This is a genomic window from Pseudomonas sp. IT-P260, from assembly GCF_949768395.1.
In the GTDB taxonomy this organism is placed as follows: domain Bacteria; phylum Pseudomonadota; class Gammaproteobacteria; order Pseudomonadales; family Pseudomonadaceae; genus Aquipseudomonas; species Aquipseudomonas parakoreensis.
Map to the genome: position 1 here is coordinate 730,682 of NZ_CATKPO010000011.1, position 23,920 is coordinate 754,601.

At 59.7% G+C, this 23,920-nt stretch carries 18 protein-coding genes, 1 tRNA gene and 1 pseudogene; 4 read left to right on the top strand and 16 right to left on the bottom strand.

What is annotated here, in order from left to right; translation table 11 throughout:
- The first annotated feature begins 109 nt into the window (after positions 1-109).
- Together ACM6HV_RS10195 and ACM6HV_RS10200 are read left to right on the top strand one after the other, a co-directional pair.
- A complete protein-coding gene (locus ACM6HV_RS10195) occupies positions 110-1,399 on the top strand; it encodes a GGDEF domain-containing protein (protein WP_041069989.1) in 1,290 nt (429 codons plus the stop codon).
- A 189-nt stretch (positions 1,400-1,588) separates the two neighbouring features.
- On the top strand, positions 1,589-3,367 hold the full coding sequence (locus ACM6HV_RS10200) for an acyl-CoA dehydrogenase C-terminal domain-containing protein (RefSeq protein WP_414904115.1): 1,779 nt from the start codon (positions 1,589-1,591) through the stop codon (positions 3,365-3,367).
- Positions 3,368-3,594: 227 nt separating this feature from the next.
- Here ACM6HV_RS10200 and ACM6HV_RS10205 read toward each other — a convergent pair whose 3' ends face one another.
- Positions 3,595-4,524: a LysR family transcriptional regulator gene (locus tag ACM6HV_RS10205; RefSeq protein WP_121187517.1), complete on the bottom strand. Its 930-nt coding sequence runs from the start codon at positions 4,522-4,524 to the stop codon at positions 3,595-3,597.
- Positions 4,525-4,693: 169 nt separating this feature from the next.
- On the opposite strand from ACM6HV_RS10205, the gene ACM6HV_RS10210 reads away from it, so the two are divergent.
- Together ACM6HV_RS10210 and ACM6HV_RS10215 are read left to right on the top strand one after the other, a co-directional pair.
- Positions 4,694-5,977: an aspartate aminotransferase family protein gene (locus tag ACM6HV_RS10210; protein WP_414904116.1), complete on the top strand. Its 1,284-nt coding sequence runs from the start codon at positions 4,694-4,696 to the stop codon at positions 5,975-5,977.
- Positions 5,978-6,173: 196 nt separating this feature from the next.
- Positions 6,174-6,332 (top strand): YqaE/Pmp3 family membrane protein, encoded by a 159-nt coding sequence (locus tag ACM6HV_RS10215; RefSeq protein ID WP_003228885.1) that lies wholly within the window; start codon positions 6,174-6,176, stop codon positions 6,330-6,332.
- A 134-nt stretch (positions 6,333-6,466) separates the two neighbouring features.
- On the opposite strand, the gene ACM6HV_RS10220 is transcribed toward ACM6HV_RS10215, so the two are convergent.
- From ACM6HV_RS10220 to ACM6HV_RS10290, 15 genes and pseudogenes are all read right to left on the bottom strand, one after another.
- Positions 6,467-8,278: a S9 family peptidase gene (locus tag ACM6HV_RS10220; protein WP_414904117.1), complete on the bottom strand. Its 1,812-nt coding sequence runs from the start codon at positions 8,276-8,278 to the stop codon at positions 6,467-6,469.
- Positions 8,244-9,404 (bottom strand): pyrroloquinoline quinone biosynthesis protein PqqE, encoded by a 1,161-nt coding sequence (pqqE, locus tag ACM6HV_RS10225; protein ID WP_095668162.1) that lies wholly within the window; start codon positions 9,402-9,404, stop codon positions 8,244-8,246. The genes ACM6HV_RS10220 and pqqE overlap by 35 nt, the downstream gene beginning before the upstream one ends.
- Entirely contained in the window at positions 9,376-9,651 is a 276-nt protein-coding gene (gene pqqD / locus ACM6HV_RS10230) for a pyrroloquinoline quinone biosynthesis peptide chaperone PqqD (RefSeq protein ID WP_095668163.1), read from the bottom strand. Before pqqD ends, pqqE begins: the two co-directional genes overlap by 29 nt.
- The gene (gene pqqC, locus ACM6HV_RS10235; RefSeq protein WP_414904118.1) at positions 9,648-10,400 is read right to left on the bottom strand and encodes a pyrroloquinoline-quinone synthase PqqC; all 753 of its coding nucleotides are present in this window, start codon (positions 10,398-10,400) and stop codon (positions 9,648-9,650) included. The genes pqqD and pqqC overlap by 4 nt, the downstream gene beginning before the upstream one ends.
- A 142-nt stretch (positions 10,401-10,542) precedes the next feature.
- Positions 10,543-11,454 carry a pyrroloquinoline quinone biosynthesis protein PqqB gene (gene pqqB, locus ACM6HV_RS10240; RefSeq protein WP_041070011.1) on the bottom strand — a complete coding sequence of 304 codons (912 nt, stop codon included), beginning with the start codon at positions 11,452-11,454 and terminating at the stop codon, positions 10,543-10,545.
- Between the two features lie 81 nt (positions 11,455-11,535).
- The gene (gene pqqA, locus ACM6HV_RS10245; RefSeq protein ID WP_003422658.1) at positions 11,536-11,610 is read right to left on the bottom strand and encodes a pyrroloquinoline quinone precursor peptide PqqA; all 75 of its coding nucleotides are present in this window, start codon (positions 11,608-11,610) and stop codon (positions 11,536-11,538) included.
- Between the two features lie 156 nt (positions 11,611-11,766).
- Complete coding sequence (gene pqqF / locus ACM6HV_RS10250) at positions 11,767-14,184, bottom strand: pyrroloquinoline quinone biosynthesis protein PqqF (RefSeq protein WP_414904119.1); 2,418 nt, start codon at positions 14,182-14,184, stop codon at positions 11,767-11,769.
- A gap of 48 nt (positions 14,185-14,232) precedes the next feature.
- The gene (locus tag ACM6HV_RS10255; RefSeq protein WP_414904120.1) at positions 14,233-15,027 is read right to left on the bottom strand and encodes a carbon-nitrogen hydrolase family protein; all 795 of its coding nucleotides are present in this window, start codon (positions 15,025-15,027) and stop codon (positions 14,233-14,235) included.
- A 12-nt stretch (positions 15,028-15,039) separates the two neighbouring features.
- Positions 15,040-16,722 carry a flavin monoamine oxidase family protein gene (locus tag ACM6HV_RS10260; RefSeq protein ID WP_414904121.1) on the bottom strand — a complete coding sequence of 561 codons (1,683 nt, stop codon included), beginning with the start codon at positions 16,720-16,722 and terminating at the stop codon, positions 15,040-15,042.
- A 276-nt stretch (positions 16,723-16,998) separates the two neighbouring features.
- A complete protein-coding gene (locus ACM6HV_RS10265; RefSeq protein WP_007966501.1) occupies positions 16,999-17,460 on the bottom strand; it encodes an Lrp/AsnC family transcriptional regulator in 462 nt (153 codons plus the stop codon).
- 124 nt (positions 17,461-17,584) lie between these two features.
- Entirely contained in the window at positions 17,585-18,394 is an 810-nt protein-coding gene (locus ACM6HV_RS10270) for a DUF3037 domain-containing protein (protein WP_414904122.1), read from the bottom strand.
- Positions 18,391-19,134 carry a HipA family kinase gene (locus tag ACM6HV_RS10275; RefSeq protein WP_414904123.1) on the bottom strand — a complete coding sequence of 248 codons (744 nt, stop codon included), beginning with the start codon at positions 19,132-19,134 and terminating at the stop codon, positions 18,391-18,393. Before ACM6HV_RS10275 ends, ACM6HV_RS10270 begins: the two co-directional genes overlap by 4 nt.
- A gap of 86 nt (positions 19,135-19,220) precedes the next feature.
- A pseudogene (locus ACM6HV_RS10280) lies at positions 19,221-19,587 on the bottom strand (DUF3077 domain-containing protein).
- A gap of 370 nt (positions 19,588-19,957) precedes the next feature.
- Positions 19,958-20,034 (bottom strand) — tRNA-Ile (locus ACM6HV_RS10285).
- Between the two features lie 15 nt (positions 20,035-20,049).
- Positions 20,050-23,796 carry a bifunctional diguanylate cyclase/phosphodiesterase gene (locus ACM6HV_RS10290; protein WP_086793438.1) on the bottom strand — a complete coding sequence of 1,249 codons (3,747 nt, stop codon included), beginning with the start codon at positions 23,794-23,796 and terminating at the stop codon, positions 20,050-20,052.
- Positions 23,797-23,920: the final 124 nt, after the last annotated feature.

Below are 23,920 nucleotides of genomic sequence, written 5' to 3' on the forward strand. Positions count from 1 at the left end.
TCTGCCGTTAAAGAGACTGCCTGTGATCTGGATCACATTGTGTGTGCTTAACTGGCCACATTGCAGGCACAATGCCATCTCTTTGATATGACGGGTCGGAGCTTTACCCTTGCCGCGTTCTTCCGCTGTACGTTTCAGTCATTTCCTGCCTTCACTGCTGTTGTTGCTCGCGGGGTTGGCGGCTGCGTACGTCAAAGACCTCAATGTGTTCTTCACTTCGCTGTTCAACGTGTTGCCGACCCTGGTGCTGCTGTTGGGCGGCGCTTACTGTGCGGTTTACCGTCGTCAGCGCGAACTGTTTCTGATGCTCACGGTGTACATCGCCTACTTTCTGCTCGACACCCAGACTGACTATTACCGCGATAACGGCAAAGTGCGCGAAGACGCCGCGGTGGTGTTTCATCTGGTCTGTCTGCTGTTGCCGCTGTTGTTCGGCCTGTTCGCCGCGTGGCAAGAGCGCACCCATCTGTTTCAGGACATGGTCGCGCGGTTCGCCGTGCTGCTGGCGTTTGGCAGCGTCGCCCTCGGTCTTGAGCAAAGTTATCCCCAGGCGTTGCTGATGTGGCTCTCGGAAATCCGCTGGCCAGCGCTGCACGGCGCCTGGATGAGCCTGATTCAGATGTCATATCCGGTGTTCCTCTCGGCGTTTCTGCTGCTGGCCTGGCAATACTGGCGCAACCCGCGTCCGTTGCATGCGGCGCAACTGGTCGGCTTGCTCGGGTTGTTCTGGATGCTGCCGAAAACCTTCATCCTGCCGTTCACCCTGAACATCATGTGCAGTCAGGTGATGCTGATGATTGCCGCCGCTGTGGCGCATGAGGCCTACCAAATGGCCTTCCGCGATGAGCTGACTGGTTTGCCGGGGCGGCGCGCGCTTAATGAGCGCATGCAGCGCCTGGGTCGCAATTATGTGTTGGCGATGAGCGACGTCGATCACTTCAAGAAATTCAACGACACCCACGGTCATGACGTTGGTGATCAGGTGCTGCGCCTGGTCGCGAGCAAACTGTCGAAAATCAGTGGCGGCGGTAGGGCATATCGCTATGGTGGTGAGGAATTCGCCCTGGTGTTTGCGGGCAAAACCCTCGAGGAATGCATGCCGCACCTGGAAGTGATCCGCGAGTCGATTGCTTCCTACAACATTCAGCTGCGTAATCAGGAAAACCGTCCGCAAGATGACCAGCAAGGTCGTCAGCGGCGTGGCGGCAGCGGTGCTTCCAGTGTCTCGGTGACGGTCAGCATCGGTGTCGCCGAACGCGTCGAGCAGCGCACCCCGGAAGAAGTCCTCAAGTCCGCCGACCAAGCGTTGTACAGCGCCAAGGGCGCCGGGCGTAACTGCGTCATGGCGTTCGGTCAGAACCGTCGCGGCGCGGTGCGCATGGACAGCGCCGCGGGCTGAGTCAAGCCACACTCCATCGCTCAAAAGCCCGCCGATTGCGGGCTTTGTTTTATCGCTGAATGCTGGTGACCAAAAATAACAAATCAGTCACCGGTTGACCCTATGTGTCGCAAAAGTTGTTGAGGTACACTCGGCCTCAACGAAAACACTCTTCCACGAATCACCTGTTTAGATCTTGCGAGGTTTGCCATGGCTGACTACAAAGCGCCGCTGCGCGATATGCGCTTCGTCCTCAATGAAGTATTCGAAGTCGCCAAACTCTGGGCCGAATTGCCGGCGTTGGCCGAGACTGTCGATGCAGAAACTGTAGAAGCCATTCTCGAAGAGGCCGGCAAGGTCACCAGCAAAAGCATCGCACCGCTGAGCCGGGCTGCCGACGAAGAAGGCTGCCACTGGAAGGACGGTGCTGTCACCACGCCGGCCGGTTTCCCACAGGCCTATCAGACTTACGCTGAGGGCGGCTGGGTCGGTGTCGGTGGCGATCCGGCCTACGGCGGCATGGGCATGCCCAAAGCCGTTTCGGCGCAGGTCGAAGAAATGGTCAACTCCGCCAGCCTGTCGTTCGGTCTGTATCCGATGCTGACTGCGGGCGCTTGCCTGTCGATCAACGCCCACGCCAGCGAAGAGCTGAAAGCCGCGTACTTGCCGAACATGTATGCCGGGATCTGGGCCGGCTCCATGTGCCTGACCGAGCCGCACGCCGGCACCGACCTGGGCATCATCCGCACCAAGGCCGAACCGCAGGCTGACGGTACCTACAAGGTCAGCGGCACCAAGATCTTCATCACTGGCGGTGAGCACGATCTGACCGAGAACATCATCCACCTGGTGCTGGCGAAACTGCCGGACGCCCCGGCTGGTCCGAAAGGCATTTCGCTGTTTCTGGTGCCGAAGTTCATGGTTAACACCGATGGCAGCCTGGGCGCACGCAATCCGGCGAACTGTGGCTCGATCGAACACAAGATGGGCATCCAGGCATCCGCGACCTGCGTGATGAACTTCGACGAAGCCGTGGGTTATCTGGTCGGCGAGCCGAACAAGGGCCTGGCGGCGATGTTCACCATGATGAACTACGAACGTCTGGGCGTCGGCATTCAAGGCCTGGCCAGCGGCGAGCGCTCTTATCAGAACGCCGTCGAATACGCGCGCGATCGTCTGCAGAGCCGTTCGCCGACCGGTGCGCAGAACAAGGACAAGGTTGCCGACCCGATCATCGTCCACCCTGACGTGCGTCGCATGCTGCTGACCATGAAAGCCTCGAACGAGGGCGGTCGCGCCTTCTCCACTTATGTGGCGATGCAACTCGACACCGCCAAGTTCAGCGAAGACGCCACCACCCGCAAGCGCGCAGAAGATCTGGTCGCGTTGCTGACCCCGGTGGCAAAGGCATTCCTCACTGACTTGGGCCTGGAAACCACCGTTCACGGCCAGCAGATTTTCGGCGGCCACGGCTACATCCGCGAGTGGGGCCAGGAGCAGCTGGTGCGTGACGTGCGCATCACCCAGATCTACGAAGGCACCAACGGCATTCAGGCACTGGACCTGGTCGGGCGCAAGATCGTCGGCAGCGGCGGCGCGTTCTACAAGCTGTTCGCTGACGAGATCCGCCACTTTACCGCGACCGCCAGCGCTGACCTCGGCGAATTCACCAAGCCGCTGAACGACGCCGTGAGCACCCTCGACGAGTTGACTGCGTGGCTGCTGGATCGGGCGAAAACCAATCCGAACGAAATCGGCGCAGCCTCGGTCGAATATTTGCAGGCGTTCGGCTACACCGCTTATGCCTACATGTGGGCTTTGATGGCGAAAGCCGCGCTGGGCAAAGAAGCGCAGGACGATTTCTACGCCAGCAAACTGGGCACCGCGCGCTTCTATTTCGCCCGTCTGCTGCCGCGTATCCACTCGTTGAGCGCGTCGGTGAAGGCGGGCAGCGAGTCGCTGTTCCTGCTGAACGCTGAACAGTTCTGATGATGTAACTTCATGTAAGCATTCTCTTACATGACGTGCTGCTGTTCTCCCATAGGCGTAGATTGGATCCACAGCTAATCTACAACTCATGGACGTCGCGCAGGAAGCGCAAAGCAACAACACGGACACGTAGGATTCTGCCAGGGTGGCGGAGTGAAATGGATGTCAGGGAAACAGTCTGCAAAGCCCCGCTTCGGCGGGGTTTTCTTTTGTCTGAAGAAAAGTTCTCAGGGCAGCGGATCCAGTGGCGGCGCGGCTTTCAGCGGTTTGTCTTCACGCTGAATCACCTCTTCCAGCAACGTGCGCAGCAACGCCAGAGACGCCTGCTGGCGCTGCACATCGCGACACACCAGGCCAACCTGCAGGGGCACCCGTGGCTCGCTCAGCGGTTTCCACAGCAGATCCTGATCGTCGTATTCCCTCTGTGAGCGCCCGGGCAGCACGGTCGCCAGTTTGGTGTGCGGCAAACTGTCGAGAATCCCCAGCATATTGTTCAGCTCAGCCTGCACTTGCGGGCGTCGCCCCAGGCTGGTCAGTTGTGCCTGCCAGATCTGCCGGATCTGAAACTCTTCGCCCAGCAGCAACATCGGCAATTCCGCCGCCTGCCGCATCGAAACTTTTTTGAATTCACGCAGCGGATGATCTGCCGGGATCACCAGCGTCAGTTCGTCCTCGTACAGCATCACGCCATGCAGACCGGGTTGCCGCGGTGGCAGGTAGCTGATGCCGATATCCAGCGAGCCGTTGAGCAGGCGGCGCTCGATCTCCAGACCGGTCAGCTCGTAAATCTGCACCACCAGGTGCGGCTGCGCCTTGCGTACTCGCTCGAGCATTTGCGGGACGAGGCTGGTGTGCACGGTTTGCAGTACACCGATCGCCAGGGTGCGCAAGGCCTGGCCCTTGAAATTGCCCAATGCCTCGCGCGCGCGCTGCAACCCATCGAGCAGTGGTAGCGCGTGGTTGTACAGAGTGTGCGCGGCGAGGGTCGGCAGCAGGCGTTTGCTGCTACGTTCGAACAGGGTGACGTCGAGGTTCTGCTCGAGTTGGCGGATCTGTTGCGAGAGCGCCGGTTGTGAGATCGACAGACGCTCAGCGGCCCGGCCCACATGGCCTTCTTCGTAGACCGCGACGAAATAACGCAGTTGTTTGAAATCCATAAGTAATGCTTATCGAAAATGCTGGTAAATCGAAATGGCTCGAAGCCCGCTGTGAGCCTAGTCTAACCGCAATCACAAGGCTTACAGGGCCAGAGAGCGCGATGAATAGCGTTTGCTTCGACAGTGTTTGCATAGGCAGTTCAAAAAACCTCAAACGAGGTTTCTTTCAATGAATCTGTTCAGTTTGCGGCGCCAGGCGCCGAGTCTTGATGACCTCGCGTTCGAGCCCAATCCCGCCGGGGCAGGCGACAGTCTGAATGCCGAGCGCTTGATGCCCAGCGTCGAGCGCCCGCTGCAGGTGTTCGTTCGCGGTCAGGGTTCCTGGCTGTGGGACAGTCATGATCGCGCCTACCTCGACTTTTCCCAGGCCGGCGGTGCCAACAGTCTGGGGCACAGCCCCTCGGCGCTGGTCAAAGCGATTGCCAGTCAGGCTCAGGCACTGATCAATCCCGGTTTCAATCTGCACAACCGCGGCATGCTCAGCCTTGCCGAACGTTTGTGTGCCAGCACTTCCAGCGACCAGGCCTACTTGCTCAACAGTGGCAGCGAGGCCTGTGAAGCGGCAATCAAACTGGCGCGCAAATGGGGTCAGTTGCATCGTGGTGGGGCGTCGCGAATCATCGTGGCGAAGCAAGGCTGTCACGGCCGTAGTCTGGCGACGATTTCCGCGTCAGACAGTTGCAACCTGCACAACCGTTTCGCTCCGCTGCTGCCAGGTTTCGATCTGGTGCCATTCAACGACTTGCCGGCGCTGCACGCGGCTGTCGATGCGCAAACCGTGGCGATCATGCTCGAGCCGATTCAGAGCGATGCCGGGGTGATTTCGGCCACTGAGCATTACCTCAAAGGCGTTGAGCGGCTGTGCCGCGAGCTGGGCATTCTGCTGATCCTCGACGAAGTGCAGACTGGTATCGGCCGCTGCGGCAGTTTGCTCGCCGAGCAGTCCTACGGTGTGCGCGCCGATATTGTCGTACTCGGCAAGGGCCTGGGTGGTGGTGTGCCGCTGGCAGCGCTGTTGGCCAGAGGCAAGGCCTGCTGCTTTGATGCGGGTGAACTGGGCGGCACTCATCACGGCAATGCACTGATGACCGCGGCCGGTCTGGTGGTGCTCGACAGCGTGCAGGACCGGGCATTTCTCGAACAGGTCAAAGACCACGGTCAGCACTTGCGCGAGGGACTTGCGCGCCTGGCGCACCGTTATGGCCATGGCGAGTTGCGTGGGCAAGGTCTGTTCTGGGGACTGAGCCTGTCAGAGGATTCAGCCGATGCCGTAGTCAATGCTGCACTGCACGAAGGTCTGCTGCTCAACGCGCCGCAAGCCGATTGCCTGCGTTTCACCCCGGCACTCACCGTCAGCAAGGCCAACATCGACGAAATGCTCCTGCGCCTGGCCCGCGCCTTCTCGCGGGTGCGCACTGCGCAACTGCAATGCCGCAAAGGGATTGCCGTCTGAACTGAAGTTTCCTGCCCGATTTCAAGAACCGTCTCGCGGTATAACGCACGCCTCACGCCTGATTCTTTTGGCGTGGGGCGTTTTTTTATGCCCGATAGTGGCGATCAAATGGCGTTTGCACTGAACCCTGACGAACGGCGCAGGTCGATTAGCTTGTATGGCTCAAGTGAGCCAACCCCCAATCAGGAGCTGACCCATGGACTTCATTCGTATCATCATCGCCATTCTGTTGCCGCCACTGGGTGTGTTTCTGCAGGTCGGGTTCGGCGGGGCGTTCTGGCTGAACATTCTGCTGACGCTGTGTGGTTATATCCCTGGGATCGTGCATGCGGTGTACATCATCGCCAAGCGCTGAGTTCAGCGGCACCTGATAGATAGCATTCGCGAGCAGGCTCGCTCCCACAGGGGATGTTGTGAACAACACAGATCCAATGTGGGAGCGAGCCTGCTCGCGAATGGGACGACGCTATTTTGAATGGGCGGCGGCGATCAGTCCGCCAACCCCATCACCCGCCGATAAAACGTCCACTCCTGCTCCAGCGCATGTGCCTGATTCACCGCCCGGCGAAAACCATGGCGCTCCTCGGCGTAATAATGCGCCTCGACCGGGATGCCATTGCTTTCCAGCGCCGTGACCATGTCGCGGGTCTGTTGCGGCACCACCACGGCATCCAGTTCACCCTGAAAGAAGATCACCGGCACCCGGATGTTGTTCGCGTGCAGCAAAGGTGTGCGTGCGGCGTAGCGCTCGACGTCCTGCTGGGGATCGCCGATCAGCCAGTCGAGATAATCGCCTTCAAATTTGTGGGTCGCCCGCGCCAGTGCCACCGGGTCGCTGACGCCGTAGAGGCTGGCGCCCGCGCGGAACACCTGGTGAAACGCCAGCGCACACAACGTGGTGTAACCCCCGGCGCTGCCGCCGCGAATAAACGCGCGCTCGCCGTCGATCAGACCTTGTCTGGCCAGATACGCCACCACCGCGCAGGCGTCCTCGACGTCCACCTCGCCCCAGCTCAGATGCAACGCTTGACGGTATTCGCGGCCATAACCGCTGCTGCCGCGGTAGTTGAGGTCGGCGACAGCAAAACCGCGTTGCGTCCAGTACTGAATGCGCGGGTCGAGCATCGGGTAGCAGGCCGAGGTCGGGCCGCCGTGGATGAACACCACCAGTGGTGGCTGCGCTTCCTCGTTCATCGCCGGATAAAAGAAGCCGTGGGCCTCCCCGCTGCCGCTCGGGTAGCGCAAGGTCTGCGGCCGGCTGATGCGCTCCGCCGGCAGTGGCGCAATACCACCGGCCAGCACTTGCACCGAGCGAGTCGAGCGATCAATGGCGATCACCGCCGACGGACTGATTGGCGAGGCGGCGATGCAATAGATGAATTGCTGATTTAGCGCCAGGTGCCGGAAACGGCTGTAGTCGCCGGTGAAGTCTTCGCCGTTCAGCGCCAGGCGACCAAAACCGCCCTCGGTCCAGCTCGCCAGAAACGAATCACCCACCGGCAACCAGGTGCAGCCACCCAGTTGCCAAGGGGCGGGCGCATGATCGGCCTCGGCGCAGGGCAGTCGCTGCAAACCGTCGGACGTTTCGCCCCACGGCTGCCAGAAACCGCCGCGATCGGTCAGGCAGTACAGGCGATTTTCAGTGTCGAATCGCGGTTGCTGGATCGACTCTTCACGCTCAATGCCAGCCACGCATATCGGGGGCGCAAATGCTTCGTCGGTCAGACGCTCAGTCACCATCAAGCGAGTTGAAGTCCATGGCTGATGCGGTCGGCTCCACTCGATCCACGCCAAACGTCGGCCATTCGGGCTGATGGTGGGCGCGGCATAGAAATCCGCGCCTTCAGCCAGCAAATGCCGGGTACCGTCAGCCAGATCAATGGCGACGAGTCGATGCTGATCTTGCTGCTCCTCAACCGCCAGAACCTGCCCGCAAGCAAAATGCAGATCACCATAACGACACTCGCCTGACGTCAGCGCCTCAGGCGCACCCTGCAACGCCTGCCGATACAACTGCTGATCCGCCTCATTGACGAAAACCACCCCGTCCGGCGTCAGACAAAACGCGCCACCGCCATATTCGTACACCCGGCTGCGCACGCTGAAGCCATTCGGCGTCAGACATTTCGCCACGCCGTCGCGCCAGTGCCAGATCCGGCACGCGGCGTCTTCGGGGCGATATTCATTCCAGAATAAACCATTGGCACCGAGTTGCAGTTCGGCGAAGTCCATTCCGGCGGCGACGGCCTGGGTGGCGCTGAAAGGCTCAGCCCTTGGCGATGAGGCGTGAGTTTCGTTCATTACGGAAGGCCAGTTGTTCGATGGTCTGGGTGGCGGTCTCGGCTTCTTCGCGGGCCTTGAGAATCACGCCGTGATGTTCGGACTTGCTGCACACCGGATCGGCGTTACTCGCGTCCCCCGTGAGCATGAACGCCTGACAGCGGCAGCCGCCGAAGTCCTGTTCCTTTTCGTCGCAGGAGCGGCACGGCTCGGGCATCCAGTCATAGCCGCGAAAGCGGTTGAAGCCGAACGAGTCGTACCAGATGTGCTGCATGCTGTGGTCGCGCACGTTGGGAAATTGCACCGGCAGTTGACGGGCGCCATGACAGGGCAGCGCAGTGCCGTCCGGAGTCACCGTCAGAAAGACGCTGCCCCAGCCGTTCATGCAGGCTTTCGGGCGTTCTTCGTAGTAATCCGGGGTGACGAAAATCAACTTGCAGGGATGCCCTTCGGCTTCCAGTTTGGCGCGGTATTCGTTGGTGATGCGTTCGGCGCGCACCAACTGTTCCTTGGTCGGCAGCAGGCCGACACGGTTGAGCTGCGCCCAGCCGTAGAACTGGCAGGTGGCGAGTTCGACGAAGTCCGCTTCGAGCGCAATACACAGCTCGATGATGCGGTCGATCTTGTCGATGTTGTGCCGATGGGTGACGAAGTTCAGCACCATCGGATAGCCGTGGGCCTTCACCGCGCGAGCCATTTCCAGTTTCTGCGCGAAGGCTTTTTTCGAGCCGGCGAGCAGGTTGTTCACTTGCTCGTCACTGGCCTGGAAACTGATCTGGATGTGATCGAGACCGGCCTTCTTGAAGTCGCTGATCTTCTGCTCGGTCAGACCGATGCCGGAAGTGATCAGGTTTGTGTAAAAACCCAGCTGCCGCGCTTCACGAATCAGTTCGGCGAGGTCCTGACGCACCAGTGGTTCGCCACCGGAAAAACCCAGTTGCGCCGCGCCCATCTCCCGCGCTTCGCGGAACACCTTGATCCACTGCTCGGTGCTCAGCTCTTTGCCCTGCTCGGCGAAATCCAGCGGATTGGAGCAGTACGGGCATTGCAGCGGGCAGCGGTAGGTCAGCTCGGCGAGCAGCCACAGCGGCAGGCCGACCTCGGGCCTGGACGGCACATCAGTCAAGGGTGATCCAGTGTTGCGCACGGGCAACCTCCATGAATTGCTCGATGTCGTCACCGAGTTCGGGCACGCCGGGGAACTGCTCATCGAGTTTGGCGATGATCGCCGCGACATCGCGCTCACCGTCGATCAAACCGCCGATCAGCGCGGCGCTGTCGTTGAGCTTGATCATGCCCTCGGGGTAGAGCAGCACGTGGCCTTTTTGCGCCGGTTCGTACTGGAAGCGGTAGCCGGGACGCCAGGTCGGGATCTTGCTGCGATCGAAACTCATAAGGTGATTCCTTTGTGCCAGACCCGTTGTTCGGTGACGCTGTGGTACGGCGGGCGGTTAAGTTCGTAAGCCATGCTCATGGCATCGAGCATGCTCCAAAGAATGTCCAGTTTGAACTGGAGAATTTCCAGCATGCGCTCCTGATCCTCGCGGGTCTTGTAATGCTCAAGCGTGATCGCCAGACCATGCTCGACATCGCGCCGCGCCTGACCGAGGCGGGTGCGGAAATATTCGTAACCAGCCGGGTCGATCCACGGGTAATGCTGCGGCCAGCTGTCGAGGCGCGACTGGTGGATCTGCGGCGCGAACAGCTCGGTCAACGAGCTGCTGGCGGCTTCCTGCCAACTGGCGCGGCGGGCGAAGTTGACGTAGGCATCGACAGCGAAACGCACGCCGGGCAGCACCAGTTCCTGGGAGCGCAACTGATCCGGGTCGAGGCCGACCGCTTGCCCGAGGCGTAGCCAGGCTTCAATCCCGCCGTCTTCACCGGGGGCGCCGTCGTGGTCGAGCAGGCGCTGAATCCACTCGCGACGGATCTCGCGATCCGGGCAATTGGCGAGGATCGCCGCGTCTTTCAGGGGGATGTTCACCTGATAGTAAAAGCGGTTGGCGACCCAGCCCTGAATCTGCTCGCGGGTGGCACGCCCTTCATACATCGCCACGTGATACGGGTGGTAGATGTGGTAGTAGGCGCCTTTGGCGCGCAGTGCGGCTTCGAATTCGGTGGGGGACATTGGCGTGTCAGTCATTGCGGTTCTCCGGGGAACAACCCTAGAAATCTTTTCTGTTTGCACTGGCCTCTTCGCGAGCAGGCTCGCTCCCACAGGTTGATCGCATTCCAAATGTGGGAGCGAGCCTGCTCGCGAAGGGCCGCGCATCGGTATCTGCGGCTTACAGCACAATACTCATGCCATCGAACGCCACTTCAACATTACGCCGCGCGAGCTCCGCGCGCTCCGGCGAATCCTCATCGAGAATCGGGTTGGTGTTGTTGATGTGGATAAGCACTTTGCGTTGCTCAGGCAACTGCTCCAGCACTTCGAGCATGCCGCCGGGGCCGTTCTGTGCCAGGTGGCCCATTTCACGACCGGTGCGGGTGCCGACGCCACGGCGCTGCATTTCATCGTCATCCCACAGCGTGCCGTCCACCAGCAGGCAGTCGCTGCCGGCCATGATTTCCAGCAGCGGCGCGTCGACCTTGCCCAGGCCCGGTGCATAGAACAGTTTGCCGCCCGTGTTGAGGTCTTCGACGATCAGGCCGATGTTGTCGCCCGGGTGCGGGTCGAAACGGTGCGGCGAATACGGCGGTGCGGCGCTGCGCAATGGCAGCGGAGTGAAGCGCAGGTTCGGGCAGGCAGCAACGGTGAAGCTCTGGTCGAGTTCGATGCGGTTCCAGTTCAACCCGCCGTTCCAGTGGGTGAGCATCTTGAACAGCGGAAAACCGGTGCTCAAATCTTCGTGAACCATGTCTGTGCACCAGACCTGATGCGGGCAGCCTTCGCGCAGGCTGAGCAGGCCGGTGGTGTGGTCGATCTGGCTGTCCATCAGGATGATCGCGCTGATGCCGGTGTCGCGCAGGGCACGGCCCGGTTGCATCGGGGCGAAGCTCTGCAGCTGCGCTCGGATGTCCGGCGAAGCGTTGCACAGCACCCAGTTCACGCCGTCGTCGGAAATCGCGATGGACGACTGGGTGCGGGCCTTGGCATTCAGGCTGCCGTCGCGAAAGCCTGCGCAATTGACGCAGTTGCAGTTCCACTGCGGAAATCCGCCACCGGCGGCCGAACCCAGAATCTGGACGAACATGAACGCTCCCATCTTTCAACGCTGAAAATAAAACGCCCCGGCGAGCCGAGGCGTTGCACTGCAAGTCTGCCTAGGCAGAACTCAGCGGCTGGCGAAGTACATGGTGACTTCGAAGCCGATACGCAGGTCGGTGTAAGCCGGTTTTGTCCAGGACATGGGTGTCTCCTTCAGGGTGGGTGGGATAGCGCTGTCCATAGTTATAGTCCACGGCAGCGCAGGGATGTTCCAAATAGTTAGGCTGCTATGTTACTCAAAATTTCAACGGTATTGCCCGTGAATCTTTGAGAAAGCTCCTTGCAGCCTTGGTAATGATCATTTTGTCGCTTGCCACGGTGTGCCGGGTGACGATGCGCTGGCCAGGCAGCGCCAGCCGCCCTCGGTGTTGAGCAAGCGCTGCGCTGCCGCCAGCAATGCCGAGCGTTGCAGTTGACCAATGGCCGTGTGCAGTTGTGCCAGATAATCCGACGAGTGGCCCGCGAGTTTGGCCTGCCACAGCAACTCGGCGGCGTCTTTTCCGGACAGCTGACGCTCATCGAACTGATCGGCGAGTGACTGGCGTTGCTGGGTGAAATGCACGTCGTCGAGGTTTTCGATCAGCGCAGGAATGTCTTTGAGGAACTGCTGGATATGGCCGAGCAGCTCAACGGGCGCAGTCTCTGGCGACTGCACACCGAACAGCAATCCACTCTGACCATGTATCTGCCGCAAGGCACTGAAAACCGCGTAGCCCAATTGCAATTCGACTCGCAGGCGCTGATAGAACGGGGTCTGGCACAGCTGCGCGAGCAGTCGCCAGGCGGCTTCGTCAGCGATTTCGTGGCCTGCGGCCGGGCAGAACAGCAGCAGTGCGTGCTCGCTGGAGGCGGTGTCGATGTGGCTCCACACATGTTGCGCATTGATCGTCGGCACTGTCGGCAGTTGATTGTCTGCTGTACCGGGGATGCGGCTCAGGGCCAGCCCCATGGCCGATTGAGTTTGTGCGTTGAGGCCAAGCGCCAGTCCGTCCCAGCGCGAAGTTGTCCACAGCTGTTTGGCGTCGTTCGACTCGACGGCCGATGGCAGGCAATGTTCAGGCAAAACCTTGAGCAACTGACGGATCGGTATCAACGGCGCTTCTGGCCCTGCGTTGGCTGAAACGGCGTCGATTTGCGTCAGACATTTCAGCGCGTGTTCCAGGACATTGGGCATCGGCTCCTGCAGTCCCGTCAGTTTCAGCAGCCACTGAGTGCCGGTGGCACTGAACGCGATTTCGACGCCGGCCTGCCGTGCATCTTCCTGAGTTTCCCGCAGACTGCGTTGCAGCTTGCCTTGCAGATCGACGCCAGCCTGCGCTGCGGTTTGCCAACGCAAGTAGATTGCGCCGTGATCAGTGTGGTCCGGCAGCGCCTGACTGAACTGCATCGGTGAACGCTCACGCCGCCCGCGCGAGCGATCCTGAGCGAAAGTGCGCAATCCACGATGGGCGCTGGTCTGGCCGCGGATCAGCCCGGCGTTGGCCAGCGGTTCGCTGGAACCGAGGAATGGGTTGGCGGCAGGCCGATGCCAATGCGCGCTGAAGTTATCCACAACACCGATGTCGCGCAGGATCTGTTTGAGCGCGACCACGCCGTTTTCCGACAGACCGTTTTCGCGTTGTTCACTGTCGAGCCGCGCCAGTTGCAGGGCGCCGCTGATTTGCTGCTGACGCTCACGTAGCTTGGTGTATTCCTCGCGCAACGCTGCCCAGTCCTGTTGCGCGGCGAAGAAGCTCAACCAGTCCAGCAGCTGTTCACGAATGGCGCTGAGGGATTCGGCGGGGGCGGTGAATTGCAGGTGCAGCAACGCTTGCCCGGCGAACTGATACAGCGGCACCGCTTTCAAACCGTCCGCGAGGCGTTGTTGCTGCAAATGGGCGAGCAAACCGCCGGGCTTGGCGCTGTTCAGCCAATGGCAGAGAAACGCCAGCGCTTCGGCGGACGAGTCGGGCAGCGCTTCGAAAGCGAACAACAGATTGCCGCTTCGCTCGCCGACCTGTTGATAACTGTTCACCGCCAATGGCAGCGGCGCTGCTTGCTCGACCTTATCCCCAACCGGCAGCACGGCGGCGAACTGCTGCGCCAGTACGCGCAATTCCTCGATGCTCTGCGGCCCGACCAGGCTCAGCGTCATTTGTCCGCTGCGATAAAACTGCTGATGGAAATCCTTCAGCGCCTGTTGAAACGCTGGTAACTCAACTTTCAGGCTGTCGCGATTCCCCGCATGAAATCCGCGCAGCGGATGTGTTGCCGGCAATCCCTCGTACAGCGCCAGTTCCTGCTGAGCTATGGGATCTTGCGACCACGCGACACATTCCGCGTCCAGCACTTCCCGTTCGCGCAACTGATCGTCCGGATTCATACGCGGCTGGGCGAGCATGTCTGACAGACGCTCAAGCCCGGCACTGAAGGCCGAGGTCGGCAGTTCGAAGAAGAAGTCGGTGGTGCGTTCACGGGTGCTGGCATTCACTTGCCCACCGTGACTTTGCACGTAGGCCATCAGCGCCTGACTCGCAGGAAATCGCTCGGTACCGAGAAACAGCAAATGCTCAAGAAAATGCGCCAGCCCCGGCCACTCGAGTGGCACATCATGGCTACCGGCAGCCACCCGCAATGCAGCGGCACTGCGCTTCAAACCGGGCACCTGACGCAGGGTCACGCGCAAGCCGTTGGCCAGGATTTCAGTGTGGGAGCGGGGGTGAGTCGGCGCAGGCATGGGCACTTCCAGAACAGTGAAGTGCCCATGCTAGCGGATTGCGTGGGGTCAGCGCTTGTCCAACGCGTGGTAAAGCTCGGGGCGACGGTCGTTGAGGTAGCGATTGGCGGCGCGGGAATCGGCCATCAATTGCCGATCCAGCTCACCGACGATCAACGCTTCATCGAGGCCAGCCTGGGCGATACGGCTGCCGTCCGGCGCAGCGATGCTGCTTTGCCCGCAATAGTGGATCTCGCCTTCCTGTCCGCAGTAATTGGCGTACGCCACGTAGCATTGGTTTTCAAAGGCGCGGGAACGCACGGTGACGTCGGCGACGAAATCGAACGGAATCATGTTCGCCGTCGGTACCAGAATCAGCTCGGCGCCGGCCAACGCCAAACGCCGCGCATTCTCCGGAAACTCCAGGTCGTAGCAGATCAGGAAACCGATTTTCCAGCCGTTGAGTTCGACGATGGGAAAATCATCATCCCCCGGGCTGAACATCGACCGATCCAGATCACCGAACAGGTGGGTCTTGCGGTAATTGCACAAGCGCTCGCCGTGCGAGTCGATCAATTGCACGGCATTGTAGATCTGCCCGTCGACCGTGCGCTCGGGGTACCCGTAAGCAATCGCCAGCCCGGCGGCTTTGGCGATTCGGCCGATCTGTTGCGCCCATTCGCCGTTGTAGACCTCGGCCAAGGTGCTGACCGCTTCCTTGCCGATGTTGTAGCCGCTCAGAAACATTTCCGGCAGCACCAGCAGGTCGGCACCCTTGGCCTCCATTGCCAGTTGCTGCAGGCGATGCAGGTTGGCGGCGGGGTCCAGGGGCAGCGGTGGACATTGGTAAAGGGCTACACGCATCGGGGATTCCTCTTACTCGGGCAGGGCGATAGGGCCGATGTCTTTGAACACATCACCCGGGCCCGGGTTCTCTTTATGTGTCGAACCGCCGAAGTGTTTCATGATGCCCCACACCGCGTTGAGTGAAGTCTGCACCGCGCCTTCGACCCACGCCGGCGTCCACGACACATCGTCGCCGGCGATGAAAATCCCGCGCTGCTCCTCTGGCATGTCGTCCTGCATGAAGTGCGCGTACATCCGCTGGTTATAGCGATAGTGGCCGGGCAGGGCGCCTTTGAATGCGCCGAGGAAGTACGGATCGGCTTCCCACGACACGGTGATCGGATCGCCGATGATCCGTGCGGCGATGTCGACTTTCGGGTAGATCTTCTTCAGCGCGTTCAACGCCAGCTCCACGCGTTTTTCAACAGGATGCGGGAGCATTTTCAGCGCGTCGCTCATCCACGAATACGACAGGCAGATCACGCCCGGCTTGTCGTCACCGTTGTCGAACAGATAGGTGCCGCGAGTCAGGCGATCGGTGAGGGTCATGCTCATCAGATCGCGACCGGTTTCCGGATCCTTGTCCTTCCAGAACGGGCGGTCGACCATGACGAAGGTCTTCGACGATTGCATGTAGCGCGTGCGATCCAGCGCCATCCACATCTTCTGCGAGAACAGGGTTTCGTCGCATTCGATCTGGGTGGTCAGCAGCCAGCTCTGGCAGGTGGTCAGCACGGCGGCGTATTCGCGGGTGTCGCCGTTGTTGTCGGTGACAGCGAAACGGCCGTCCGGCGCGTGAGCGATTTTCTTCACGCCGGAACGCGGCGCGCCACGGTGCAGGGATTTCAGGCTGGTGCCTTCAGGCCAGTGCACGCAGCGCTCCGGCACATGCCGCCAGATGCCTTGCGGCACTTGCTCGACACCGCCGACCACCAAGTGCTGGTGATCGTCGCAGTTGGTCATCACCACGCGGAAGATTTCCAGCATCGAGTTGGGGAAGTCCGAATCCCAGCCGCCCGTGCCGAAACCGACCTGACCGAACACTTCGCGGTGATGAAACGACAGTTTGGCGAAGGCCTTGGACGTGGCCACGAAGTCGTAGAACGTGCGGTCATCCCACAGCGGCACGAGCTTGTTCCACAGCTCTTTGAGGCGTGGCACATCGCGGTCGCGGATGGCTTGCTGGATATCGGCGAACTGCGAGCCCGCCTCCAGCGCATCCGCCCAGGCGTCAGCCACTTCCTGAAACAGTGCAGGAAGATCCTTCAGGCTTTGTGCGTAATGGGTTTTGCCTTCCAGATCGATCACGGTGCTGCCGGAGGCCGGTGTCAGCGGGTTCGGGAACGGTTTGGTCTCAAGGCCAAGCTTGTCGACGTAGTGGTAGAACGCCGTGGAGGAGACGGGGAAACGCATGCCGCCCAGTTCCGCGACGATGCCGTCGGTACCGTTGAACGCCTGCGAACGCAGGCGGCCACCCAGTTTCGAGGCCTCGTACACCACTGGTTTCAAGCCGAGCTTCATCAGTTCGTAGGCGGCCACCAGACCAGCGATACCGGCACCGACAATTGCCACTTCAGCGCCATGGTGGTGTTCAGGAATGCTGCCGAGACCGGCCGGGTGTTCGATCCAGTCGTCAAACGCGAACGGAAAGTCCGGGCCGAAAATGGTGACGGGTTTCTTACCGTCTGCAGGATGGCGATTGTTCTTGTTCATGGCTGACCCTGTTGGCGACCCGACGCAAAACGCGCGTCTGAGTATAGGAAAAGATGCCAGCCATTCTAGGGAGCCTGGAATACGTTAATAAGACGCAATATGTCGTCGTTTTGCCATTTAACTGATCAATATGACGATAGGTGGCTGCATACTGACCAAGTTTAGGAGATTAGTCCGTTCCCACAGTGGATTTGTACCTGACGCAGGTTCTGCGCGCACCCCGGTCAAAATGTGGGAGCGGGCTTGCCCGCGAAGAGTCCCTCTCAGCCAACACATTTAAACCGGCTGCCCCCGATCGATCTTGCTACTCAAAATGATCGACGTCGTCGTCTTCTCCACCCCATCCACACTGCCAATCTGATCCAGCAACTGATCGAGCTGCTCCGGCGAGTCGGTGCGCAACCACGCCACATAATCAAATTCGCCACTCACCGCACACAACTGCTGCACCTGCGCCATCGCGCTCAGCCGGCGCAACACTTCCTTGCCGGAACGCGGCTGCACCTTGATCCCGACATACGCCTGCAACCCGCCATCGACCACGCGCTGCCCCAGACGCACGCCATAACCGGTGATCACCTTGGCCTTTTCCAGCCGCGCCAACCGCGAAGTCACGGTGGTGCGCGCAATGCCCAGTTGCCGGGCAAGCATCGCCACGCTTTCGCGGGCGTTGATCTGCAGGGCGGCGATCAGCTGGCGGTCGATTTCGTCTAAGGCGGGGGGGCGGGTGTCTGGCAAAGGGGCGGCTCCAAAGGCGCGGGTTGGTAGGCCAGAACATGTTACAGACTCTGCCAGTGAGATATAGAGGTCACGCAAAGACGGAAAAGCCGCACAATTGCGCGGCTTATTGAGCGAAAAGCAACTATTGAGCGTAGCGCTGTGCGAAGTCGGCAATTTTCTGTGTTGCCTGGAAATCAACCAACTGCAGGCCACGCGCCTCAATACTCTCCTTCGCAACTTCCACCGCTTTGTGGTGGCGAGGTGATTCGTTCTCTGCAGGAGTGCTCACGGGGATGAGCACGTTTTGCAACTGAATTATGCCTTCCTGCTCCGCTCTCACGAATTTCATCAGCCACTGATCGCAGTGTTCGAGTATCGCGCTGGGCTCTGACTGGTCAAAAGCCAAGGGTTTAATAGCCGCCACGACCTTATTGCGATGCACCAGGGGGAGATGCAATTTGGTGAGATCGCCGGCCAGCGTGTCATCACGGAAATTGCGAATCGATGCCTGCGAAAACATTTCCCGGATCTCTCGAACCATCACCTCTTCACGACGCTCACGGCCAACGCCTTGACGATCAATGTAGCGGTTGAACAGCGCAGCGAGCGTATCGTCGAGATTTTCCACCAGTATCGAGCGCATGGGGCTGAAGCGAATCATCGACTCCTTCGGTTCCGTCATGAATCGGAAGTGGTTAACGATCTGCGACTCTTGAGCGCCTGCTGTCATGAGGCGGATGCTGTCGAGTTCGTTTTGGGCTATTTCCATCGCCTTGGCAAAAAGGTTACTGCACTCAAAGAAATGATTGACCCGTTTCAGATTTTTACGAGCGAGTTTGTACTCCATGCGGCCGATAGCGGGCGCCGAGAGAACGATGCCCACATTGGCAAACTCTTCGGTCTCCGCAAAAGGCGCGAAGCGCACAATGCTGTAAAGACAGGTGTATTTCATTTCAGGACGCTCCAGAATTCGTCCGATTGGCAAAGCATCAGGTTGTGTTCGATTTCTTCAAGCAGAGTTTCCAGCCCGAGTGCTCCGATGGCCTCACGCCACTCGTCAGGAATATCTGAGCATAGGTCACGAAATCGTCCAGCAGTGTCATGCATCCGCTGAGCGTATTCAACTTTATCCACCAGATCCAAACGCCATGCCCGATTTTCGGGGCCAAACACATGGCTTTCAGCGAACCTTGAAGCGTCCAGTGGCCATTGGAATGCCTGGTTGTGATCGATCAGCTGTAGCTGATTGTTGGTACTGCACATAAGCAGATTCGGACGCCCACCAAGTGGTCCCAATTGGCGATCACTGTTACCGACCCAGTAATCAAATGCGAAGACGGCTTTTTGAAGGTTGCTCGGAACCTGCAGTGCTTGTGAATACAGTAGGTCAGCAGCGTCGGCGACGTAAGCAAGGGCATAGCTGTCCCCTGGTCCGAGATCACTACGAGCTTCCGGGTTATAACGCAACAAAGCTGGATCGACATAGATACAGCCATGCTCGGGGATCGGTAAGCCGAACTGAGCAGCCAATCGGGCGCAGAGTAGTTCGGCAATGCGTTCGGCGGGCGGCAGTTCCAAACCTTTGACCACATAGTGTTTGTCATTGTTTGCCCGACACAGGAATGGGCGTGTGATGCCTCCTTCCAATCGACGAATGATCTCCACGGCTTCTATGTAGTTAACGACGGCCATTCATGGCTCCCTCATAAATCTGCTTGGAAGACAATACTGGTCTGTCTCTCGATGCACCATGTCTCGTAATCATTTCCGGGCGACATTCAGTGGGTATTAGGGTGAAAAGGCATCGACGTCCCGATTTGCCGGAGCGCGTATCTAGGAAAGTAGCGACAAACCTGCGTTTGATTCCGTGTCGTAATTCTCTGATGGTTGATGACTTTCACCACATCATCAATCACCGCTTTGCTCATCGCCGCCAGGAAATGAGCGCCCTAGGTATAGCGGGCGGTTTTTTGTCGTAATCGACATTTTCAGCGAAGGGCTTGATCAGAAACAGCAGGTCGGAGGCTTGAGCCAGTGCGTCGCCGATCGGGACGTCGGCGCTGACGGGAAGAGGGGGTGGTTGGCGCAGTAGATGAAGGGGGTGAGGCCAATGTTTTTTTGAATCTGCGGGCGAGTCTGTTTCAATCATGGTGATAATCCCTGGTTCAAGGAGCCGGTCCATCCGTTTCCAAGCGAATGAGTGGCGGCTGTACGCAGGTTGGAAAACCGGGAACCAAGGAACCGGCACGCTCGAAGACGTCCCACGCTCAGCCACCATAAAAAGAGCAGGTGCGTTTTGATTCGACGGGTTTCAAAGCCCGACCGCTGATAAGCAGCGACGCCTCGAGAGTATCCCGCCAAAGACCAGCCCAACAGACACCAAAGCCTTTAAAATCAAAGCTTCGGAACTTTCCTACAGACTCCGGGGAAGTCTTCCGAACATTGCGCTCGCAGAAATTGTTCCCCCAATCGATCGCCCAAGAAAAAGCCGCGCATGTAGCGCGGCTTTCAAATGTGGTGGGCCCACACGGACTTGAACCGTGGACCAAAGGATTATGAGTCCTCTGCTCTAACCAACTGAGCTATAGGCCCTCAGTAGGTCGCGGATTATAACGACGGTTTCTCGGCTGTGCTATCCGAATAATCCGATACGGTTACACGAAGAAACGTTGCGGCGAATTCTTCCGGGGGCAGCGGCAGGCTGACGATGTAGCCCTGGATCTGTTCGCAGCCCTCAGCCGCCAGAAATTGTTGTTGCGCCTGGGTTTCCACACCTTCGGCAATCACGGTGAATTGCATGCTCCGGCCCAGTGCGATGATCGCCCGCACAATCGCCGCGTCGTGCGGGTCATCGGGCAGTCCGCGAACAAACGACTGGTCGATCTTGAGGATGTCCAGCGGCAGGCGTTTGAGGTAACTGAGTGAAGAATAACCGGTACCGAAGTCGTCGATCGCCAGTTGTACACCCAGGTGTTTGAGCTGGTGCAGCACCGCCAAGGCCTCTTCGGCCTGACTCATGATGAAGTTTTCGGTAATTTCCAGTTGCAGTAAATCCGGCTGCAGACGGTTGTCCCTGAGCAGTTGTTCGATACGCCCGAGCAGATTCGGCTGGCGCAGTTGCGCACCGGCGAGATTGACTGACAGCGGGCCGAGGCTGTCATAGATCTGATTCCACTCGAACATCTGCCGGCAAGCGGTCTCGAGCACCCAATCACCGATCTGCAAGATCATGCCGTTCTCTTCGGCCAGCGGGATGAAGTGCTCGGGCGGCACTTCGCCGAAGGTCGGGTGGCGCCAGCGGATCAGTGCTTCGGCGCCGACCAGGCGATGGTCGTCGAGGCTGATTTTCGGTTGGTAGTAGAGGAACAACTCTTCGCGTTCGATGGCCCGGCGCAGTTCGTGTTCCAGTGCCACGCGTTCGCTGGCTTGGGCGGTGAGATCGCGGGTGTAGCTTTCGACGCGGTTGCGGCCCTTGGCTTTGGAGCGGTACATCGCGGCGTCGGCGTTTTTCACCAGGGTGGCGACGTCGCAGCCGTCCCGTGGATACAGACTGGTGCCGATGCTGGCGCTGATGAAAAACTCGTGCTCACCGGCCTGAAACGGTGCGCCAAAGCAGTTGAGCAGTTTGATAGCGATGTTGTCGGCATCACTGGCTTGTTGCAGGCCCGGCAGCAGAATAATGAATTCATCACCGCCCAATCGTGCGACGGTGTCGATATCACGCAGTTGTTCTTTCAAACGTACGGCAATGCCTTTGAGCAGCAGGTCGCCAACCGGGTGCCCGAGGCTGTCGTTGATGTGTTTGAAACGGTCGAGATCGAGAAACAGCACGGCGCCCTGACCGCCATTTTCCTGCTGACTGTTCAGCGCGGTGAGCAGGCGACTTTCGAACAGGGTTCGATTCGGCAGGCCGGTGAGTGGGTCGTGGTGCGCTTGATAGTCGAGTTTGGCTTGTGCGTGTTTGAGGCTGGAGATGTCAGCAAACACCGCGACGAAGTGGGTGATGAACTTGTCGCGGTTGCGCACGGCGCTAATGGTCAGCCAGCTCGGGTACAGCTCGCCGTTCTTGCGCCGGTTGGAAATCTCGCCTTGCCAGTGACCTTCGTCGGTCAACTGGTGCCACATCGCCGCATAAAACGCGCTGTCGTGCAGGCCGGAGGCGAGCAGGCGCGGAGTGTGGCCGAGGGCCTCGCTTTCGCTGTAGCCGGTGATCTCGGTGAATGCACGGTTGACCGCGCTGATGTGCTGTTGGGTGTCGGTGATCAGCACGCCCTCGGCGGTGCTCTCGAAAACGGTGGCCGCCTGTTGCAGCTTTTCCTGCATCAGATGGCGTTCGGTGATGTCCCGGGCGATGGTCAGCATGCAGTCTTCTTCGCCGATCGGCAGCGGTCGGCTGGACACTTCGCACAGGCGGATCTGCCCGTCGCTGCGACGGATATGGCAAGTGAAGTCGCGCACGAAACCGTCGCGGTGCAGCAGGTCGAGCATTTGCTTGCGTTCGTTGAGGTTGACCCAGATCCCCAGGTCCAGCGCCGAGCGATCCACCGACATCGCGCTATTGAATCCGGTGATGCGGCTGAAGCCCTCGTTGACTTCCAGCAGCAGGCCATCGCTCTGACGCGACAGCAGCAAGCCGTCCGGTGAAGCATGAAAAGCCTTGGCGAACTTCTCTTCGGAAGTTTGCAGTTGTTGTTGGGTTTCCTTGAGCTGAGTGATGTCGCGCACCACCACCACCAGCGCTGGAGTGGTGTCGAGGTCGAAGGGTTCGGCGGAGATCAGGCCGGTGAATACCTGACCGTTGTTGCGGCGAAAGGGCATCTCCAGGTTGCGGATGCTGCCGGCCTGCAAGCGCTGGAGCAGTCCTGGCCCGACCCCGGGAATGCCCCAGATGTTGAGTTCGGTGGCGGTTTGGCCAATGACTTCTTCGGCCTTCAGGCCGATCTGTTCCTCAAAGGCTTCGTTGACCTCCAACAGGCAGCCATCGGACAGCCTCGCGATGACCAGAATGTCCGGGCATTGCTGGAACACTGAAGCGAACTTTTGCTCCGACAGCCGCAATGCTTCTTCTGTACGTTTGGTTTCGCTGATGTCGATCATCAGCCCGCGCATCACCGGCTCATGGCCGTGCTCGATCAGGCTGACAATATCGCGCACCCACAGGCAGCGCCCGTCTGCGGTAATCACCCGATAATCGAGGGTGTGATCGCGCCCTTCGCGCACCGCCTCGTCGCAGATGGCCTGGGCACGCGTCAGGTCGGCGGGGTGGATGATGTTGCGCCAGAAACCCGGAATCAGCCAGTGCGCCTGTGGATAACCGAGCAGATCCTCGGCATGGGGCGACACATAGCTGTAGGTGAAGTCGCTCATGCGCGCTTCCCAGGCGATGGCCGACAGGCTCTCCACCAGTCCGCGGTAGTGGTATTCGCTGCTGCGCAATTCCTGTTCGAGGTCGACGCGGCGGGCAATTTCCGAACTCAGGCGGCGATTGATGCGAATGACCACGGCCAGGATGATCATCAGCAATAACAGGCCCGGCAGGCCGTAAATCAGCAAATCCGACCAGAATGTCCGATGATCGAGGACATTTCCGACCCAATGTTCCTGAATGCTGCTGATTTCCTCCGGGCTCATGTCCGCCAGGACCTTGTCCAGAATGCCCACCAGCATTTTGTTGTCACGGGGCACGCCCATGGCCAACTGGTAGCGATACGGGGTTTCGCCGCTTACGTATAAACCGTCGAGCTTGAGTTGGCGCAGGCTCCAGACGCTGGAGGCGAGATCGCCGACGACCGCATCTACTTCATCGGTAGCCAGGGCCTGCAAGGCTGAGCTGACATTGGGCATGGCCACCAGATTCAGATCCGGATGGTGGGTGCGCAGCAGTTCGTGGGGGGCGTAGTTTTCCACCACGGCGATCTTCAGTCCGTACAGATCTTCGATTTTGCGCGGTTGCGCGCCGCCGATATGAGCGAGGATCACGATCGGGAAATCGAGATAAGGGCGAGTAAACGACAGATAGTTCTGGCGTTCGGGCGTGGACATGATCCCGGGCAGCAGATCGATCTTGCCGGTTTTTACCTGCGCCAGCACCTCAGTCCAGCTCGACGGCTCGACCGGGGTGAGTTTGACGGCCAGGCGCTGGCGGATCACGTCGATGTAATCAGCGGCCAGGCCTTGATAGCGGTTCTGTTCATCGCGGAACTCGAACGGCGGCCACGAGGCGTCGACACCCAGGCGTAAGTCCGGGTGAGCCGCGAGCCAGCTACGTTCTTCATCGGTCAGAGTCAGCGCGTTAGCCGTTGCGGTCCAGATCATCAGTGACAGCAAGAAAAGCACGGGCGCCAGTCTGGGCATAACCGTCTCGTTAGGGCACGGGATTGATTGTTTCGAGTGTAGACGGGGTATGCGGGGGAGGGGCGGTGCGAGGGATTTAATCTGCCGTATAAACAAAACCCCCGGCCTGGGCCGGGGGTTCTGG